This window comes from Patulibacter sp. SYSU D01012 (genome assembly GCF_017916475.1).
GTDB lineage: Bacteria > Actinomycetota > Thermoleophilia > Solirubrobacterales > Solirubrobacteraceae > Patulibacter.
The window spans coordinates 93,437-111,569 of sequence record NZ_JAFMTB010000001.1; the positions used below are offsets into that span (position 1 = coordinate 93,437).

Here is an 18,133-nt window from a genome sequence, read left to right on the forward strand (position 1 = left end):
GATGAGATCGTCAAATACGACGATCTACGTCAGCGGCGCTAGCCTCGACGGATGGCCCCACGTCCCGACCGGCACGCGCGGCGTCGCGAGACCACCCGCGCCAAGCTGCTCGCCGCGACGCGGACGCTGATCGCCCGACAGGGCGCGGACGCCACGCGGATCCAGGAGATCACCGACGAGGCGGACGTCGGGTTCGGGTCCTTCTACAACCACTTCGAGAGCAAGGACGCGATCGTCGAGGCCGTCCTGGCCGAGACCGTCGCCGCCCAGGCCGCCGAGGTCGAGCGGGTCGCCGGCGAGCTCGACGACGCGGCCGAGGTCATCGCGGCCGCGCACCGCAGCTTCGTCCGCCGCGCCGCCGACGACCCCGACTGGGGCTGGCTGCTGCTGCGGCTCGACGTCTCGCACAACGTGCTCCGCACGGCCCTGGGCCCGTACGCGCTGAACGACCTGCGCCGCGGCGTGGCGTCGGGGCGGCTGCGGGTCGCGGACGAGGCGCTCGCGCTCTACGGCATGGGCGGCCTCCTGCTGGCCTCGATGCGCGCGGTCCTCGACGGCGCCGCGCCGCCCGACGCCGCCGAGCGGCACGCCGAGGGCGTGCTGCGCCTGCTGGGGCTCGACCCCGCCGAGGCGCACGAGGTCGCCCACCGACCGCTCCCGGCGCCGGCCGCCGCAGCGGCCGCCGGCTGAGGCCCGGCGGCCCCGCCGCTCACGCCTGCTCCGGGGCGTAGCCGCCGCGGCGGGCCGTCTCGCGGATCTCGGCGAAGGTCCGGCCCGCGGCGCGGTCCGCGGCCACGCGCGCGGGGTCCATCAGCGCGCCGAGCGGGTCGCGGCGGAAGTCCTCCGACGTCGCCATCCAGCGCTTCGACGTGGCCCAGTCCCCGAAGCCGTCCACCTGCAGCTCGACGCGGTTGCCGTCCGGGTCGACGTAGTAGTACGAGAACGTCACGCCGTGGTCCAGGCACAGCTCGGGCACGATCCCGTGCTCGCGCAGCCGCAGGTACGAGTCGTCGAGCGCCTCGAACGCGTCGTACTCGAACGCCACGTGGTGCATCCCGGCGTGCTCGTCGCGGCCCGGGTCGTCGCGGAAGTTCGGGAACGACAGCAGCGCGATGCGGTGGTTGGCCTCGTCGTTGGTCAGCCACGCCCCCAGCTCGTACTGGTAGGTGACCTCTGCGCCGACGACCAGGCCGTACCAGTCGATCATCTCCTGCAGGCGCGTCGTCTTGAGGTTGACGTGGTGGAACGCCGGGCGGTGCAGCGTGGTCATGCGGGACTCCGGGGTCGGTGGGGGCGGGCGAGGATCTGGTCGAGGGCGGCGACGAGCACGGCGGCGCCGTCCGGGCCCGGCGGCCCGGACGCGCGCCAGCCGACGTGGCCGTCGGGACGGACGAGCACGGCGCCGTCGGCGCCGACGCCGAGCGCGGCCGTGAACGCCGCGGCGTCGCCGGCGACGTCGACGCCGTGCCGGACGAGCGCCAGGCCGACGTCGGGGCGGGCGCGAGCGGCGTCCGCCCCGGCCGCGATCCACGCCGCGCCGTCGGGGCCGGCCGCCAGCGTCCAGCGGCCGTCCCACAGGTCGAGCGTCGAGCACGGCGCGCCGCCGCGCTCCACCCACAGGTGCGGGGCGCGGGCGCCCGGGGCGCCGCTCGGGCGGTACTCCTCCACCCCGGCGGGCGGCTCGCACGAGCCGTCGGGGACGACCGCGGGCGACCCGTCGTAGCGGAACCCCAGCTCCTGGCCGCGGAAGACGAAGTGCGGGCGCTGCGCCGGGATCGCCGCCGCGATCCGGGCCCGCACCGCCTCGCCGGCCGGGCTGTCGTCCTCGACGGCCGCCACGTCGAACGTCTCGTCGGCGAAGGGCACGCCGGTGGCCGCGATCCCTCGGGCGTTGCGCAGGCTCTGGTCGCGGTTGAACGTGCCGACGGGCCGTCGCTCGGCGTCGTAGCTGTCCAGCAGGGCCTCCCCCGCGCTCCCGTCGAGGACGGCCGCGAGCTTCCAGGCCAGGTTGTGGGCGTCCTGCACGCCGGTGTTCATCCCGAAGCCGCCCGTGTGCGGGAACCGGTGCGCGGCGTCGCCCGCCAGCAGGACGCGGCCGCGGCGGTAGCGCTCGGCGACCTGCGCGGTGACGGTCCACGCCGCGACGGACACGACCGTCACGTCGACGCGCTCGTCCCCGATCGCCCGCCGGGCGACGGGCAGGCAGCCGGCCGCGTCCAGGGTCGGCACCAGGGCGCGGGGCACGTTGAGCAGCCAGCGCCGCCGGCCGTCGAGCGCGATCAGGAAGCCGGTGGCGTCCGGAGCGACGACGTAGAAGAGCACGCTCTGGCGGCCCTCGACCAGGGGCGTCAGGTCGGCATCGAGGAGGACGTTGACCTGCTCCGACACGGCCTCCGGGCCCTCCAGGCCGATGCCGACGGCGTCGCGGAGCGGGCTGCGCGAGCCGTCGGCCGCCACGACCCAGCGGGCGCGCACCGCCTGCTCCTCGCCGCCCGCCGCGCGCAGCACGGCGGACACCGCGTCCCCGTGGTCGACGACGTCCGTCGCGGTCCAGCCGAAGCGCAGGTCCACCGTCGACTCGCGCGCCGCGCGGGCCCGCAGCAGCGGCTCGAAGCGGTCCTGCGCGCAGATCGCCGGCAGGACGGGGCTCGCCGCCAGGTCGCGCAGCAGCCGCTCCTGGTCGTCGAGCAGCGGCAGGCGGCCGATCTGCCGCCCGGCCAGCCGGGTCGTCCACGTGACGCCCAGATCCGGCGTGGGGACCATCGCGTGGGCCATCACCCCCTCGGCGATCCCCCAGCTGCGGCACAGCTCCATCGTGCGGCCGTTGACGACGGACGCCCGGGGGTGCGGGCTCGGCGCGTCGCGCCGCTCGGCGAGCACGCACGAGACGCCGCGCCGGCCGAGCTCGATCGCCGCGGCCAGGCCGGTCGGGCCGCCGCCGACGATCAGGACGTCGGTCTCGGCGCCATCGACGCCGGGCGCCCCGGCCTCTCGCTGTTCTTGCATCTTAAATGCGAGAATACACGGCGAACGGCGCGACGCAACCCGGCGTACCATCGCCCGACCGATGGCCCGCGCCTCCAGGTTCAGCCCCGACGAACGGCACGCCGCCGTGCGCCGCGCGTTCGCGGGCGACGAGACGGCGGCCCAGGTCGCCGCGGACCTGCGGATCAGCGTCGCCACCCTGTACCGCTGGGCGCAGGGCGAGCGCGGCGACGGGCCGAGCACGGACGACGCGACCGCCGCACGGCTGATCGACGCCGCGCAGGAGCTGCTGCGCACCGCCGGCTACGCCGACGTGCGCATGGAGGCGGTGGCCGAGCGCGCCGGCGTGCCGCTGCGCACCGCCTTCCACCGCTTCGACAGCAAGCGCGAGCTGTTCGGCGCCGTCGTGGACCGCGCCGCCGGCGTCGTCATGGAGGACATGACCCGCCGAGCGACGGCGGCCGCGTGGCCCGACGACCCGCTCGGCCGCCTGCGGCTGTTCCTCCGCATCGCCGGCCAGGCCGTCTACGCGCACCCCGAGAGCCACGTGCTGTTCCGCGACCTGGGGCTGCCCCCCACCGACCGGCTCGCCGACCGCTGGCACGCCACCTTCCGCCAGGCCGTGGAGGCGCTGCTGCGCGACGCCGACGGCGCCGGGCGGCTGCGTCCCGGGGTCGACATCCCGGCGAGCGCCCAGGTGATCGCGCGGATGATGCGCGGCGCGCACGCCGCCGTCCTGGAGGGCGCCGCGGCCGACGCCGCGCTGGAGCTCATCGACCGCCTGCCGCTGACCGTCGCGGGCTGAGGCGGACGCCGCGGCGGGAGGGCCGGGCAGCGTCCGGCGACGGGCCGGGGGCGCCGATCGACGGCCGGCGCCCCGTCCCCTCAGCGCTCCAGCAGCACGAAGCGCGCGACGAGCGCCTCGAGCTCCTCCGCGGTCCGCGCGAGCTCCTGCGCCGACGCCGCGACCTCCTGCGTCGACGCGCTCGTCTGCTGCGTCGAGGCGGAGACCTGCTCGGCGGACGCCGACGAGGACTCGGCGACCGAGGCGACCTCGGAGATGTCCTCGCGGACGCGATCCGAGCTGGAGGCGATCTGCTGCATCACGACCGAGATCTCGCCGATCCGCTCGTTCAGGTCGTCGACGGCCCCGGTGATGCGGCCGAACGCCTCGTCGGTGACGGACGCGGCCTCGACGCTGCGCTGGATGCTGCTCGAGCCATTGCCGATGATCTCGACGGCGCGGGCGGTCGAGCCCTGCATGTCCTCGACCAGGTCGGCGATGGACGCGGCGGCCTCCTGCGACTCCTCGGCCAGCTTGCGCACCTCCTCCGCGACGACGGCGAAGCCGCGGCCCTGCTCGCCGGCGCGCGCGGCCTCGATGGCGGCGTTCAGCGCGAGCAGGTTCGTCTGCCCCGCGATCCCCGAGATCGTGTCGACGATGCCGCCGATCCGCTCGGACTTCGACCCCAGCTCCTGCACGGCGGCGACGGCGCCGGACGCGACGTCGCGCATCTCGCCCATCGCGGCCGTGGACCGGTCGGACGCCGCGGCGCCCTCGAGCGCGGCGGCGTGCGCGGCCTGCGCCGCCTCGCTCGTCTGGCGGACGGCGCCAGCGCCCTGCTCGGTGGCCTGCGCCATCTCGTCGGCGACCGCGCGGGTCGACGCGGCGGTGCGGGCCTGGCGCTCGGCGCCCTGCGCCACGTCGGTGACCGCGCCGGCGATCTCGGCGACCGCCCGGCCCGTCTCCTCGGACGTGGACTCCATCTGCGACGACGACGCCGAGAGCGCGCCGGCGGCGGACGAGACCTGGCCGATCATGCCGGCGAGGGCGTCGCGGCTGCGGTTGTAGGCGTCGATGGACGCGCCGGCCTTGCTGCGGATGTCGTTGATCGCCACCGCGATGTCGCCGAGCTCGTCGTTCGGGTGGTCCGCGATCGGCGTGGTGACCGGGACGGTCTCGAACGTCAGGTCGCCGTCGGCCATGCGCGACAGGCCGGTCTGCAGGTCCGTCAGGCAGTTGTCCGCCAGCGAGCGGGTGCGCTGCAGGATCTCGGCGACGATCCGCGAGATGCCGCGGGCGATGACGGCGGAGACGGCCAGGCCGAGCAGCAGCGAGATCCCGAGCAGGACGAAGGCCTGGGTGCGGGCGGACGCGTACACGTCGTCCGCCTCGGCGTTGCGCGCCTTCGCGTACGCCTCCAGGTCGTCGGACAGCGCCGGGTTCTCCTTCTTCAGCGTCGCGTACGGCGCGCCGTTCAGCCGCCGCGAGGCCGCGGCGACGACGCCGAACTGCTCGACGTCGGCCTGCGTGGCCGCGCCCGCCGACGCCGCGGCCGCGCGGGCCCGCTGCGCGACGGACGCCAGCACCCGGTCGCGGGCCGCGTCGTACGTGGCGTAGCCGGCACGGACGGCCTGGATCCGGCGCTCGATGGCGGGGTCGTCGACGGCGCGCTCGATCGCCTCCAGGCGCTGCTTGATCTCGGCGTCGTTCGCCGCGATCGTCGCCCGGTCGGTCCGCGCCTGCTCCGCGCTGTAGCCCGGGTCGGCGGTGCCGAGGATCATGCCGGCCACCAGGCGCCGCGTGTCGTTCGTCCGCGAGCGGATGCCGGCCATGTGCGCCAGCGGGACGGCGCCCTGCTCGTAGATCTGCGTCGCCTGGTCGTTGACCCTGCCCAGCGAGCGGACGCCCAGCAGGGCGATGACGACGGTGAAGATGAGGAGTCCGGAGCTCAGCGCGAAGAGCTTGACCTTCAGGCTGATCCGGCGGGGACTGTGGGGCATGGGACGTGCCTTCACTCGGGATTGACCCGGAGGTGATCGGCGTGAACGGCGCGCGCTGCAGCGCGCTGGACCGACGTTCGGGCGTCGGCGGGCACGCCGGCGGCGGGGCCGCCGCCCCGGCGCCGACGCGGACGCGGGTCAGGGAAGGCGGCGGATCAGGTAGGCCAGCGCCGCGAGCATCGCCGCGCACGACGCCAGCGCGGGAAGGACGGCGATGCTCCACCACGCAGCAGGCCCCGGCACGCTTGCGACGTCGAAGAACCGCACCATGGCCAGCCCGGGCGGCGCGACGTGCCGCACCGGCTCGGCCGTCGTGAGCGGCACCGTGAGGAGCAGCGCGGAGGAGCACGCCGCGAACCGCCAGCCGCCGGAGGGCACGAACGCCGAGCTGCAGAGCGCGCCGAGGGCGCCGCCCGGCAGCGCCGCCAGCACCATCGCCGCAGCCGCGGCCGCGACGGTCGCGGGCGTCGGGGGGCGAGCGAACACCCCCGCGGCCGCGGGCAGGACCGCGGTCCCCACCGCGACGAGACACAGGACCAGCACCACGCCGACCAGACGGGCCGTCCAGGCGGCCGTGGTCGACCCGCCGGCGGCCGCCACCGCGTCGCGCTGCTGCGGCGACTCCGCTCCAAGCATCACGATCGCGAGCCACGCGCCGAGCGGATGGAGGAGCGCTGCGGCGGCCCCGTACGCCCGCAGCGTCGGAGCGACGGGCGGCGCGAAGACGAGGCCCATCGCGATGACGTACGCGGTGAGCGGCAGGACGAAGCGGTGTCCGCGCGCGACGAGGACGAGCTGCAGACGCACCAGGGCCGCGTGGCGCCTCACCGCGCCGCCCCCTCCTGCCGGACGGACACGACGTGCGCGCCGTCGGTCACGCACGCCAGCAGCACCTGATCGCTGTGCTCGGCGTCCGTCACCACGTCGTACCGGCCCCCGGACGCGGCCTCGCGCACGGCGCGCACCCCGCGGAGCGCCCGCAGGGTGTCCGCCATGTGGGCGTCGGACCGCAGGACGATGACCACCTGCGGCGCCGACGGCGTCGCCCGGCCAGCCCGCAGCCGCCCGTCCTCCAACACCAGGTCGTCGTCGACCCCCAGCCCGGCCGTCCGCTCGCCGTGGTCGGTGAAGACGACGCACGCCCCGTCCCGCCTCAAGGCGGCCAGGGTCTCGACCAGGAAGGCCTGCGACGCCTCGTCGAGTCCCGACCACGGCTCGTCGAGCACGAACAGGCGTGCGGGGGCCGCGAGCGCCACGGACAGCGAGACCTTGTGCGCCGTGCCCTTGGAGAGCTCCCCGAGACGCCGCCCCACCATGCCGCGCAGACCGAAGCCGTCCACGAGCCGGGCCGATCGGTCGCCGTCGCGGCTCGCGCGCACGCCGGCGATCGCGGCCATGTGGCGCAGGTAGGCCTCCGTCTCGAGCGGCAGTCCTGGCGGCAGGGCGTCGGCGGCGAACCCGACGCACCTCCCGGCCCGCCGCACCCGGCCCTTCGTCGCCCGCGAGGCCCCCGCGAGCACCCGCAGGAGCGTCGACTTCCCGCAGCCGTTGGGCCCGGCGACGCGCACGATCGCGCCGGCCGCGAACGTGGCGTCGACGTCCCGCAGCACCCACGGCGCCCGCCGCCCGTAGCGCTTGCCCACCGCGCTCATGACCGCGACATCGTCCACCCGCTGTTGCGTCACGACGCCACCTTCTCCTCGCGTCCGGCGACGATACCCGGTGGGTCCACGCCGGATCTGCCGCACGGCGCCTCCCCGCCGCGGCTCGCCGCTGCTGCGGGGACCGACCCGGCTCGTCGGCGCCCCGCTCAGCGCCGGACGTCGACGGGCGTGCCCTCGCGGGCGCGGGCCGCGAGCCACCGCACCGCGGCGTCGTCCATCCGCACGCAGCCGTGCGAGCGGGCCGTGCCCAGGGGGTCCCGCAGCAGCGCGCCCGCCCGGCCGTGGATCGCCACCCGCCCCGGTCCGCCGCCGTAGTCGTCGAGCACGTCGGAGTGGGCGGTCAGGTGCAGCGCCCACGAGCCCAGCTCGCTGCCGGACGACTGCCGGATGCGCTCCGCGACGGCGAAGCGCCCCGTCGGCGTGGGCGTGCCGGGGGCGCCGACGACGACGCGGAAGCGGCGCACGACCCGGCCGTCGTGCCGCGCCTCGAGGGTGCGGCGGCGGACGGCCACGACGAGCCGCCAGCGGGTGACGCCCAGCCGCACGTGGTGCTCGCGGATCCAGCCGTCGCGGTCGTTCGGCCGCTCGGGCAGGCGGACGCGCAGCCAGCGCACGCCGCGGTCGTCCGCGGCGGACGCCAGCACGAGCAGCCGCACCGGCCCGCCGCCCCAGGGCGCCGTCGTGCCGACCCGGCCGCGCGGCCGGCCGCCGCCCGGCGCGCTCCGCACCGCGGTCGCGACCACGACGTGCGCGACGTGCGCCGCCCGCGCCGTGGGGGCCAGCGGGTCGGCCGCGTCCGCCCCGGCGGACGACGCGGCCGCCGCCGGGGCGATCAGCCCGGCGGCGACGACGGCGGCGATCCGCCGGGGGCGGCGCACGCTCAGCCCGTCACGCCCCCGTCGGCGCGCAGCGCCGCCGGGGTGATGCGGACGCGCGCGGAGGCGGTGCGGCGGACGACGTTGTCGCCCGTCACGACCGCGCGGTTGCGCACGCGGCGCTCCCGCCCGCTGCGCTCGGCCCGCGCGACGATCCGGAACGTCCGCGTGCGGCCGGGCGCCAGGTACCCGACGGTCCAGCAGGCCTGGCCGCGGCGGAACGTGGCGCCCTTCGCCCGGACGTACGTCAGGCCGTCCGGCAGGCGGTCGCACACGCGCACGCCGGCGCCGGCGACCCGCTTGGGCATCGTCGCGCGGATCGTGAACGTCACCGTCTCGCCGCCGCGGACGACGGAGCGCGACGCGCGCTTCGTCAGCCCGACGCGCGTGCGCCGCGTGCCGACGCGGACGTCGGCGACGGCCCCGGTGCCCGCGCCGGCGGTCGCGCCGGCCGGGTCCTGCAGCACCTGGCCGACCGCCTGGACCGTCGCCGTGTTCCGCAGGCCCCCGGCCCGGAGCGGCGTCACCGTCGTGGTGACGGTGACCCGCTGGCCCGGCTCGAGCGCGCCGAGGGAGCAGCCGATGGCGCTGGCGCCGTCGGGGCGGCAGGTGCCCTGCGTCGGCGTGACGCGGCCGATGCGCACCGGCGCGTTCATGGTGTCGGTCATCCGGACGTCGTTCGCCCGGACCTCGCCGACGTTCTCCACCACCACGCGGTACGTCACCTCGCCGCCGAGGCGCGGCGCGGTCGTGCTGGCGACCTTCGTCACCCGCAGGCGCGGCTGGACGGCGGGCGCGCGCTGCACGACGACGTCGGCGGTCGCGCGCTCGTCGCCCGGCTTCGGGTCGGGCTCGCGCCCGGTCACCTCGGCGACGTTGCGGAGCGTCGCGCCGGTCAGGCCGCCGTCGACCGTCGCCGCGACGGCGATCTGCGCGCTGCCGCCGGACGGCAGGTCGCCCAGCTCGCACGTCACGTCGCGGCCGTCGGCGCGGCAGGCGCCCTGGCTGGGCGCGGCGGCGCGGAAGGCGGTGCCCTCCGGCAGCGCGTCGCGGACGGTGACGCCCGTCGCCGTCGACGGGCCGGCGTTGCGGACGGTGATCGTCCACGTCGCGGCCCCGCCGGCGATCGCGCCGCCCGCCGTCTTGGCGATCGACAGGTCGGCGGCCGGCCCGACGGTCGTCGTCGCGTCGTCGCCGTCGTTCTCGGGCGTGGTGTCCAGCTGGTCGCCGCGGACGGACGCCACGTTCGTGATCGTCGTGCCCGCCAGCGCGTAGGGGACGTGCGTGCGCACCGCGACGACCCGCTCGTCGCCGGACGCCAGGTCCCCGATCGCGCAGGTCACGGTGGTGCCGGACGCCGCGCAGCCGGCCGGCAGCCCGACGAGCTCGAGGCCCGCGGGCAGCGTGTCGGTCAGGACGACGCCGGTCGCGTCGGACGGGCCGGCGTTGCGGACCGTCAGGGCGTAGTCGAGCGTGCCGTCCGGCGCGACCTGGGCCGCGGCCGTCTTCTCGACCGACAGGTCGGCCACGGGCAGGACCGTCACGTCCGCGTCGTCGCGGTCGTTCGTCGTGTCCGTCTGCGCCGTCGGGGTGGTGACCGTGGCGACGTTCGTCGTCGCGCCCGCGTCGACCGCCCGGGCGACGACCTCGAACGTCCGCTTGGCGCCCGGGACCATCGTCCCGAGCTCGCAGCGCACGGCGTTGCCCGCGACGTCGCAGCCCGCGGGCGTGCCGACGACCCGCAGACCGGCCGGGACCGGGTCCTCGAGCACCACGTCGGTGGCGTCGGACACGCCCGTGTTCTCGACCGTGATCGCGTACCGGACGTCCTGGCCCTGCGGGACCTGGGCGCGGTCCACCGTCTTCGTCACCGCGACGTCGGCGGCGGCGTCCAGGGTGACGTCGACGGCGGACGCGTCGTTCGCCGGGTCGTTGCCGCCCGTGGTCTGGCGGACCGTCGCGACGTTGCGGACCGTGCCCGTGGCGCCGCTCGCGATCTTCGCCGTGACGGTGCGCTCCGTGCTCGCGCCGGCGGCCAGCGCGCCCACGGCGCAGCGGATCTGCCGGCCGTCGGCGACGGTGCAGCCCGGGGCGCTGACGGCGGTCAGCGCGGCGGGCAGGTCGTCGGCGACCTCGACGCCGGTGGCGTCGGACGGGCCGTGGTTGGTGACCTTCAGCGTGTAGGCGACCTCGCCGCCCGCGGTCGCCCGCGGCGCGCTCGCCGTCTTCACGATGCCCACGTCCGCCCGCGCCCGGGGCGTCAGGCTGCCGTCGTCCGTCGCCGGCGTCGTGACCTCGCGCGACACGACGGACGCGCCGTTGGTCAGGGCCGTGCCCGCGGGCGCCGAGGCGGCGACCGCGACGGGGACCGCGATGTCGACGCTGCCGCCGGCCGGGATCGCCGCGATGCGCCACTCCGTCGTCGTGACGCCGCTCGTGGCGTCACGGCTGCTCGAGGCCTCGGCGAAGCCCGTGGCCGGGGTCGCCGTGGCGCTGCCGGCCGTGTACGTCTGGTCCGTGCCGAGCGTGTCCGTCACGACGACCTCGCGGGCCGGCGCGTCGGTGCTCGTGTTGCGCACCCGCACCGTGTAGGTGCCCGTCGTCCCGGCGGTGACGTCGGCGCCGTCCGGCGTCTTCGTCACCTCGAGGGTGGGCAGGCGCAGGTTCGCGCCGGCTGTGTCGTCGTCGGCGTACGGCCCGGCCTGCGACGCGCTCGCGCCCGAGGCGTCCGTCGCCGCGACCGCGACGGCGTTCTGCTGCGGGTTCGCGGCGCCGCGGGCGGCGAGGCCCGGGACGGCGCGCAGGGTCAGGACGACCTGCCCGCCCGCCGGCACGTCGCCGATGTCGGCCCACGTCAGGTCGCGACCGGCCACCGTGGGCTCCGTGGCGGCGGGCGCGATGCCGCCCGGCGTCGAGGCGAACGCGGCGGACCCGGCCTGGTACGTCCAGCCGGCGGGCAGCGTGTCGGTCACCCGCACGTCGTGCGCCGTGGCGCGGCCGGGGTTGGTGACGACGATCCGCCACGGGAACCCCTCGCCGACCTGGGCGTCGGCCGTCTCGGGCAGGCCCGCAGCGCCGGTGGTCTTCTCGACGTGGACGGCCGGCAGCGTCACGTCGAGCGTGACGACGTCGGGCGGCGTCTCGGTGTGGTGCACGTAGGCGCGCGGCGGCGCGTGCTCGTCGCGGGTGGCCTTCGGGGCCTCCCAGTAGGAGGGCACGGACGCCATGTTGGCGATCTGGGCGCTCTGCGTCAGCTCGCTCGACGGCGCGACCTTCGCGGTGTACTGCAGGCTCGCGCTGCCGCCCGCGGGGATGCGGTCGATGCGCCAGGCCAGCGCGCCGCCCGCGAGCGTGCGGGTCTCGCCCGCCGGGGTCGTCCCGACGAGCGCGACGTCGCGCAGCCGCGGGTTGAGCGTGTCGGACGCGTCGACGTCGTAGGCGTCGGCGTCGCCCGTGTTGCGGACCGTGACGGTGTAGGTGACGTCCTGGGCCGGGTCGACGGTGCGCACGTCGGTGTCGGCCACCTGGCCGGCGACGTCCTTGTTCACCGTCAGGCGCGGCGCGATCACCGTGGTGGACGCCGTCGCCTCGTCGCTGTGGCTCGTGTAGTCGCCGGGGGCCGGCACGTCGGTCGGCGGCGCCTGGTCGTGCGCGTCGTCGTCGTAGTGGACGGTGGCGCGGTTGGTCAGGACGTCACCGCGGTCGACGGTGCCGCCGCCGGCCGCCGCGTACGCGTCCTCGACGTACGCGCCGAACGTCACCCGCACCGTGCGCGCCTGCGTGGCGTCGGGCACGTCGCCCAGGTAGAAGCCGACCGTCGTGGTGCCGGACGCGTCGTCCCGCGGCCCGAGGACCGTGGGCGTCGACGGGTTCGCGGCGCCGAGCGTGCACGAGACGCAGGTGATCTGCGGCGTCACGTCGGGATCCAGCGCGACGCCGTCGGGCAGCGTGTCGAGGACCGTCAGGTCGTTGAACCGCAGGTTGGCCGGGAGCGTGTACTCCAGCGTGTAGGTCAGCGGGTCGCCGACCGTGGCCGTCGGGCGGTCCACCCGCTTCGTCAGCGTGCCGCCGGCGATCGGCAGGGTCAGGCTGCCGGTGGCGACGTACCCCGTCGTGCGGACCGGGGACGTGGCGCTGCGCTCGTCGGCCGACGCGCCGGCCAGGCTGCTGCCGGTGACGCGCGCGGTGTTGGTGATGTTCGCGCCGGCGGCCGGCGGGGACTTCACGCGCACGTCGAACGTGCGGGTGGGCGTGGCGCCGGGGGCGATGTCGCCGACGGTCCAGGTGATGGTGCGCGCGGCCGCGTTCCACGTGCCGGGCGTGCCGTCCGTGCCGACCGGGTCGCCGTCCGCTGCCAGCGCGCCGCCCGGGGTCAGGGGCAGCAGGTCGACGGGCAGCGTGTCCGTGACGACGGAGTCGCGCGAGATCGTGACGTTGCTGCCGGCGTTGGTGATCGCCAGGCGGTAGCGCACGACCTCGTCCGGGCTGAGCACGCCGTCCGCGTTGCCCTGGACGGTCTTGGCGAGGCCCAGGTTCGGCTCGACGATCGTCGCCGTCGTCGTGTTGCTGGGCCGGGTGACGGGCGTGCCCGCCGCGGTCTCGTCGTAGGCGAGCGTCGCGGTGTTCTGGATGCGGCTGCTCGCGTTCTGCGTGCCCGACGTCGACCGGAAGGTGCCGGCGTCGTCGTCGACGATCACGGTGAAGCGGACGGTGAAGACGGCGTCGGTCGTCGCGGCGTTGGCGTAGGGGCCGCCGAACGCCAGGCGGATGCCCTGGCCGGCGGTCGGGTCGCCGGTGACGCTCGCCGTCGGGGTGGCCGCGGTGCCGCCGCTCTGCGTGACGGTGGGCGTGCCCTCGACGGTCACGCGCCGGCCGAGCGGGTCGGTCAGCGCCGGGTCGTCGCCGTAGATCGTGGTGCCGGCGGGCACGCGCACGTCGACCTCGTACTGGATCCGCTCGCCGATCGTGGCCTGGTCCGGGCCGTTGTTGCCGGTCGCCGTGATCGACGTGGCCTGGCGCTTGGCGACTGCCGCGTTCGGCGTGCGGATCGTCGCGGTGTCGTCCGCGCGTTCGGCGTTCGGGCTCGTCTTCGTCGGGTCGATGTTGTCCTGCGGGACGTACGTGAACGTGTCGCCGCCGCCGACGTTCGTCGGGCTGCCGTACGTGACGACGCCCGCCGTGTTCGTGAAGACGTGGGCGGGGGCGAACGTCGTCGGCACCCGCACGACGTACGTCAGGCGCACGCTGTCGCCGGCGTCGACGTCGACGCCCGTCCAGCGGATGCGGGCGTCGCCGCCCAGCGCGCCGTCGGCGCAGGCGCCGCCGGCCGAGATGCTCGTCGGCACGACGTCGGCGCAGGTGATGCCGGCCGGCAGGCGGTCCCAGACCTCGGCGGTGACCGCGTCGCGCGCGCCGTCGTTGCGCACGTCGACCGCGTAGGTCACGGCGTCGCCGCCCGAGACCGTCACGTCCTTCGCCGGCGGGGCGAAGGTGCGGTCGTTCACGCCGTCGACCGCGGCGACGCCCTTCCGGAGCGCCAGCAGCGCGTCCTCGCGCTGGACCTCGACGCGGTCGCGGCGGGGGAAGGTCGTGCCCGCGGTGTTGCGGAACGACAGCTTCATCAGGTTGCCGGTGATCTGCCCGGCGACGTCGGCGACCTGCTTCTCGACGCGGGTCGCGATGACGACGTCGAAGACCTTGCCGCCCGTCGGGACGTCGGCCAGGCTCCACGTGAGGGTGTCGCCGTCGACCGTCGGCGCGGGGACGCCGGCCACGGTGTTGTCCGCGGTCGTGCGGGCGGAGCCGGCCTCGTAGGCGAACCCGGGCGGCAGGAAGTCGCGCACGATCGGCGTGCCCGAGTCGGTCTGGGACGCGAAGTCCACGCGCAGCTTCCAGCAGACGCGGTCGCCCGGGGCGTAGCGCGGCGTCGCGTCGCCGTAGGCGCCGAGCGTGGCGCAGTCCGCGGCGGTCGGGACGGACGTCTTGCCCGGGGCCCCCAGGACGGTCTTGTCGATCGTGACGGCGTTCGTCTCCTGCGACGCGGCGGACGCGTCGACGTCCTGCGTGCCGTCGGCCTCGTCGCCCGGGACGGGCTGGCCGCTCACGATGCGCCGGAAGTCGTTCGCGGTCAGCGTGATGCGGTTGGTCCACGAGTCGCCGGTGCGGACCGGGTTGGCCGTGTCGTCGGCGAAGTCCTGCTGGTAGAAGCGCCGCGTGCGCGTCGAGAAGCGCAGGGAGTACGTGTCGGACGCGCCCATGTCCGGCACGTTCCAGCGGAGCGCCCACGTGCCGTCGGCCCGCTCCGTCGTGGACGCGTAGGGCAGCGTCGGCACCTCGCCGGCGACCGGGTCGCACTCCGTGCTCCGCTGGCCGCCGCCCTCCAGGTTGGTGGCGCCGAGCGGGCACAGGCCGTTCGGCAGGACGTCGTCGACGACGATGTCGCGGACGGTGCGGTACTCGGAGGTCTGGACGTCGAAGGTCCAGCGACTGATCGCGTCCTGCGCGACGTCGCCGCGATCGACGGACTTCTGCACCGCGACGTCCTCGGCGGTGCGCGTCAGCGTCGTCGTGTCCTCGACGTCGCGGTGGCGCGCCGGGTCGGCGTCGTCGCCGCGGTAGACGCCCGCGGCGCGCGCGAGGTTCGTGAGCGGCTGCTCGTCCGTCGTCTCGGGGCCCGAGTTGTTGCCCAGGTTGGCCGCCTGCGCGCCCGTCGTCGCGGGGGTGGCGCCGCCGGTCGTCGCGTCGCCCGTCGCCCAGTCGAGCGTGTTCTCGCGGATCGGCACCGCGGCGAGGTAGCGGATCGTCAGGTCGTCGCCGGCGGCGAGCTGGCCGAGCGCGTTCCAGCGCACGTGCGTGTAGACCGCCAGGGGCAGCGGGCCGGCGCCGTCGGGGTCGACGCGGACCGTCTCGACCAGGGCGGGGGCGACGCAGTCGGCGGGGGCGGCGCGCCGGCCGGCCAGGGTCGGGGCGCCGTCGTACTCGCGGTCGCTGCCCGGGTTCGTGCCGGCCGACGTGGTGTGGTCGACCTGGCCGCAGCCCAGGAACTCCAGGCCGGCGGGCAGGTAGTCGTCGACGGCGATGCCGGTGGTGGTGCGGACGCCGTTGTTGCGGACCCGCAGCGTGTAGACGGTCTGGTGGTCGTGGACGCCGCGGACGATCTCGCCCTCGGGGCTGGGCTCGTCCTTCGTGATCTCGAGCGCCGCGATGTCGGTGGTGGCCGAGCTGTCGCCCGTGACCATGATCTCGGCGGGCTGGGTCGCCGGCGGGCGGCCCGACGCGTCGAACTGGGGCACGACGCGCGGCGCGGTGCTCGCGTAGCCCGTCGCGGTGTTCGTGTAGGCGTCGCCGACCTCGAGCAGGCCGGTCGAGTGCGTGACCTCGTACGTCAGGTCGGCGGCCGACCCGGGGCTTAGGTCGGTGGCGTTCTCGAACAGGAGCGTGGTCCGCCCGGGGGCCGGCGCGTCGCGCACGACGGTCGGCTCCAGGGGCTGCCCGCCGATGCGGGCGCTGCCGGGCACGTAGTCCACGCCAGCGGGCAGCACGTCGCGCACGGACGCGTTGTAGGCGTACGGCTGGCCGGCCGCGTTGGCCAGGTGCAGCGTGACCGCTGATCGGGTGCCGTAGAGCACCTGCGCCGGCGCCTGCTTCTGCAGCGTGACGGCGGCGTCGGCGCGGGCCGCCCCGAGCAGCGCGGCGGCGAGCAGCGTCAGGAGGAGGAGGGCGCGAGAGACGGCGGCTGGACGGGGGACGTTCCGGAGCACCCTCGTCCGTTCGACCGTGCGCGCGGGGTCCTTGAACGGCAGACGCCGTCCGGGCTAGGACGGACGTCCAGCCGCCGCTCACGGGCGCCCACGGGGTACGGCGCACACGGCGGCGCGTCCCCCGTGGGCCACGGACGTCGCGCCTGGACGCCCGCCGTCGATTCGAATGCCGAATCGTGGACGGGGGCGATTCGGATCCCGAATCGCCCCTACGCCGCCAGGTCCAGCTCGGCGCCCTCGCGGTCCCGCTCGACGAGGGCCGCGTACGCGCCGCCGCGGGCCAGCAGCTCCTCGTGGGTGCCCTGCTCGACCACGCGCCCGTGGTCCAGGACGACGATCCGGTCGGCGTCGCGGACGGTCGACAGGCGGTGCGCGATCGCGATCGTCGTGCGGTCGGCCGACAGGCGCTCGAGCGCCTGCTGCACCGCGTGCTCGGTGCGAGTGTCCAGCGCGCTCGTGGCCTCGTCCAGCACCAGGACCGGCGGGTTGCGCAGCATCGCGCGGGCGATCGCCAGGCGCTGCTTCTCGCCGCCCGAGAAGCGGTACCCGCGCTCGCCGACCACCGTGTCGTAGCCGTCGGGCAGCGACGCGATCAGGTCGTGGATCTGCGCCGCGCGGGCGGCCTCGACGAGCTCGTCGTCCGTCGCGTCGGGCTTGGCGAAGCGCAGGTTCTCGGCGACGGACGAGTGCAGCAGGTAGGTCTCCTGGGCGACGACGCCGACCAGACCGGCGCGGTCGTCGGCGGACAGGTCGCGCACGTCGACCCCGTCGATCGTCACGCGCCCCTCCCCCACGTCGTACATCCGCGCGACGAGGTAGCCCAGGGTCGTCTTGCCCGAGCCGGTCTCGCCGACGATCGCCAGCGTGCCGCCGGCCGGGACCTCCAGGTCCACGTCGTCGAGCGTCTGGCCGCCGCGCGGGTCGTAAGCGAAGGAGACGTGCTCGAAGCGCACCGCGCCGCGGGCCGTGGCCGGGTCCAGGCGCACCGGGTCGGCCGGATCCTCGACGTCGATCGGCGTGTCGAGGTACTCGAAGACGCGCGTGAAGAGGGCCAGCGAGGACTGGATCTCGACGCCCAGGCGCAGCAGCGTGACCATCGGCATGAGCAGGCGGGTCTGCAACGTGGTGAACGCGACGAGGGTGCCGATCGTGACGAAGCTGCCCCCGTGGGCGCTCGTCCAGCCGGCGAGCCAGTAGACGAGCGCCGGCATCGCGGCGAAGGCGATCTGCACCGACGCCATGCGCCAGCGGCCGGCCATCGCGGAGCGCACCTCCAGGTCGGCGACCGTGCCCGAGGAGGCGGCGAAGCGGCCCACCAGGTCGGCCGAGCGGCCCATGGTGCGGGTCAGGACGATGCCGCTGATCGACAGCGACTCCTCGACGACCGCCGACATGTCCGCCAGGCGCTTCTGCCGCTGGGTGACGATCCGCCGCCGCGCCTTGCCGACGGTGCGGGTCAGCCACACGAAGAGCGGGACGACGGCCAGCGTCGCCAGGGCCAGGCGCCAGTCGAGCAGCAGCATCGCGACGAGCGTCGCGAGCACCGTGGTGAACGACGAGACCAGGCTGGTGACCGTCGAGGTGACGACGCCCTGCATGCCGCCGATGTCGTTGGCGATGCGCGACTGCACCTCGCCCGAGCGCGTGCGGGTGAAGAACGCGAGCGACATCCGCTGCAGGTGCTCGTAGACCCGCGTGCGCAGGTCGTGCATGACCCGCTGGCCGATCGTGTTCGACAGGTACGTCTGGCCGACGTCGAGCGCCGAGCCGATCACCGCCGCGCCGACCATGCCCAGGACGAGCAGGGTCAGCAGCGTCGTGTCGCGGTCCGGCAGCGCGACGTCGACGATCTCGCGGATCAGCAGCGGCTGGGCCAGGCCGAGCAGCGCGGAGAGCGCGATCAGGCCCGCGACGGCGGCGACGCGGCCGCGGTACGGGCGGAAGAGGCGGACGATCCGCCGCAGGTCGAGCGGCGCGTCCGAGGTGGGGACGTTCCGCAGCGGGCGGGGTCCTGAGGGGGTGGGGTTGGTCTCGTCCATCGCGAGCGGCTCCTTCGTCGCGACCG

At 76.0% G+C, this 18,133-nt stretch carries 10 protein-coding genes; 2 read left to right on the forward strand and 8 right to left on the reverse strand.

Annotated elements, in window-relative coordinates; all coding sequences use genetic code 11:
- Nucleotides 1–51: 51 nt before the first annotated feature.
- On the forward strand, nucleotides 52–690 hold the full coding sequence (locus J3P29_RS00370) for a TetR/AcrR family transcriptional regulator (RefSeq protein ID WP_210490991.1): 639 nt from the start codon (nucleotides 52–54) through the stop codon (nucleotides 688–690).
- 19 nt (nucleotides 691–709) lie between these two features.
- On the opposite strand, the gene J3P29_RS00375 is transcribed toward J3P29_RS00370, so the two are convergent.
- Both J3P29_RS00375 and J3P29_RS00380 read right to left on the reverse strand, forming a co-directional pair.
- Complete coding sequence (locus tag J3P29_RS00375; RefSeq protein ID WP_210490993.1) at nucleotides 710–1,270, reverse strand: VOC family protein; 561 nt, start codon at nucleotides 1,268–1,270, stop codon at nucleotides 710–712.
- The gene (locus J3P29_RS00380) at nucleotides 1,267–3,006 is read right to left on the reverse strand and encodes an FAD-dependent oxidoreductase (protein WP_210490994.1); all 1,740 of its coding nucleotides are present in this window, start codon (nucleotides 3,004–3,006) and stop codon (nucleotides 1,267–1,269) included. Before J3P29_RS00380 ends, J3P29_RS00375 begins: the two co-directional genes overlap by 4 nt.
- Nucleotides 3,007–3,067: 61 nt before the next feature.
- On the opposite strand from J3P29_RS00380, the gene J3P29_RS00385 reads away from it, so the two are divergent.
- Nucleotides 3,068–3,790, forward strand: a complete 723-nt coding sequence (locus tag J3P29_RS00385; protein WP_210490995.1) for a TetR family transcriptional regulator — start codon at nucleotides 3,068–3,070, stop codon at nucleotides 3,788–3,790.
- A gap of 80 nt (nucleotides 3,791–3,870) precedes the next feature.
- On the opposite strand, the gene J3P29_RS00390 is transcribed toward J3P29_RS00385, so the two are convergent.
- The 6 genes from J3P29_RS00390 to J3P29_RS00415 all read right to left on the reverse strand — a co-directional run bounded on the left by J3P29_RS00390 (nucleotide 3,871) and on the right by J3P29_RS00415 (nucleotide 18,107).
- Complete coding sequence (locus tag J3P29_RS00390) at nucleotides 3,871–5,769, reverse strand: methyl-accepting chemotaxis protein (protein WP_210490996.1); 1,899 nt, start codon at nucleotides 5,767–5,769, stop codon at nucleotides 3,871–3,873.
- 138 nt (nucleotides 5,770–5,907) lie between these two features.
- Nucleotides 5,908–6,597 carry a hypothetical protein gene (locus J3P29_RS00395; RefSeq protein WP_210490997.1) on the reverse strand — a complete coding sequence of 230 codons (690 nt, stop codon included), beginning with the start codon at nucleotides 6,595–6,597 and terminating at the stop codon, nucleotides 5,908–5,910.
- Nucleotides 6,594–7,421: an ATP-binding cassette domain-containing protein gene (locus J3P29_RS00400; RefSeq protein ID WP_210490998.1), complete on the reverse strand. Its 828-nt coding sequence runs from the start codon at nucleotides 7,419–7,421 to the stop codon at nucleotides 6,594–6,596. The genes J3P29_RS00395 and J3P29_RS00400 overlap by 4 nt, the downstream gene beginning before the upstream one ends.
- A gap of 158 nt (nucleotides 7,422–7,579) precedes the next feature.
- Nucleotides 7,580–8,311 carry a L,D-transpeptidase gene (locus J3P29_RS00405; RefSeq protein ID WP_349239735.1) on the reverse strand — a complete coding sequence of 244 codons (732 nt, stop codon included), beginning with the start codon at nucleotides 8,309–8,311 and terminating at the stop codon, nucleotides 7,580–7,582.
- Between the two features lie 2 nt (nucleotides 8,312–8,313).
- Nucleotides 8,314–16,068: an isopeptide-forming domain-containing fimbrial protein gene (locus J3P29_RS00410; RefSeq protein WP_210490999.1), complete on the reverse strand. Its 7,755-nt coding sequence runs from the start codon at nucleotides 16,066–16,068 to the stop codon at nucleotides 8,314–8,316.
- Nucleotides 16,069–16,277: 209 nt separating this feature from the next.
- Complete coding sequence (locus J3P29_RS00415) at nucleotides 16,278–18,107, reverse strand: ABC transporter ATP-binding protein (RefSeq protein ID WP_210492930.1); 1,830 nt, start codon at nucleotides 18,105–18,107, stop codon at nucleotides 16,278–16,280.
- Between the last annotated feature and the right edge of the window lie 26 nt (nucleotides 18,108–18,133).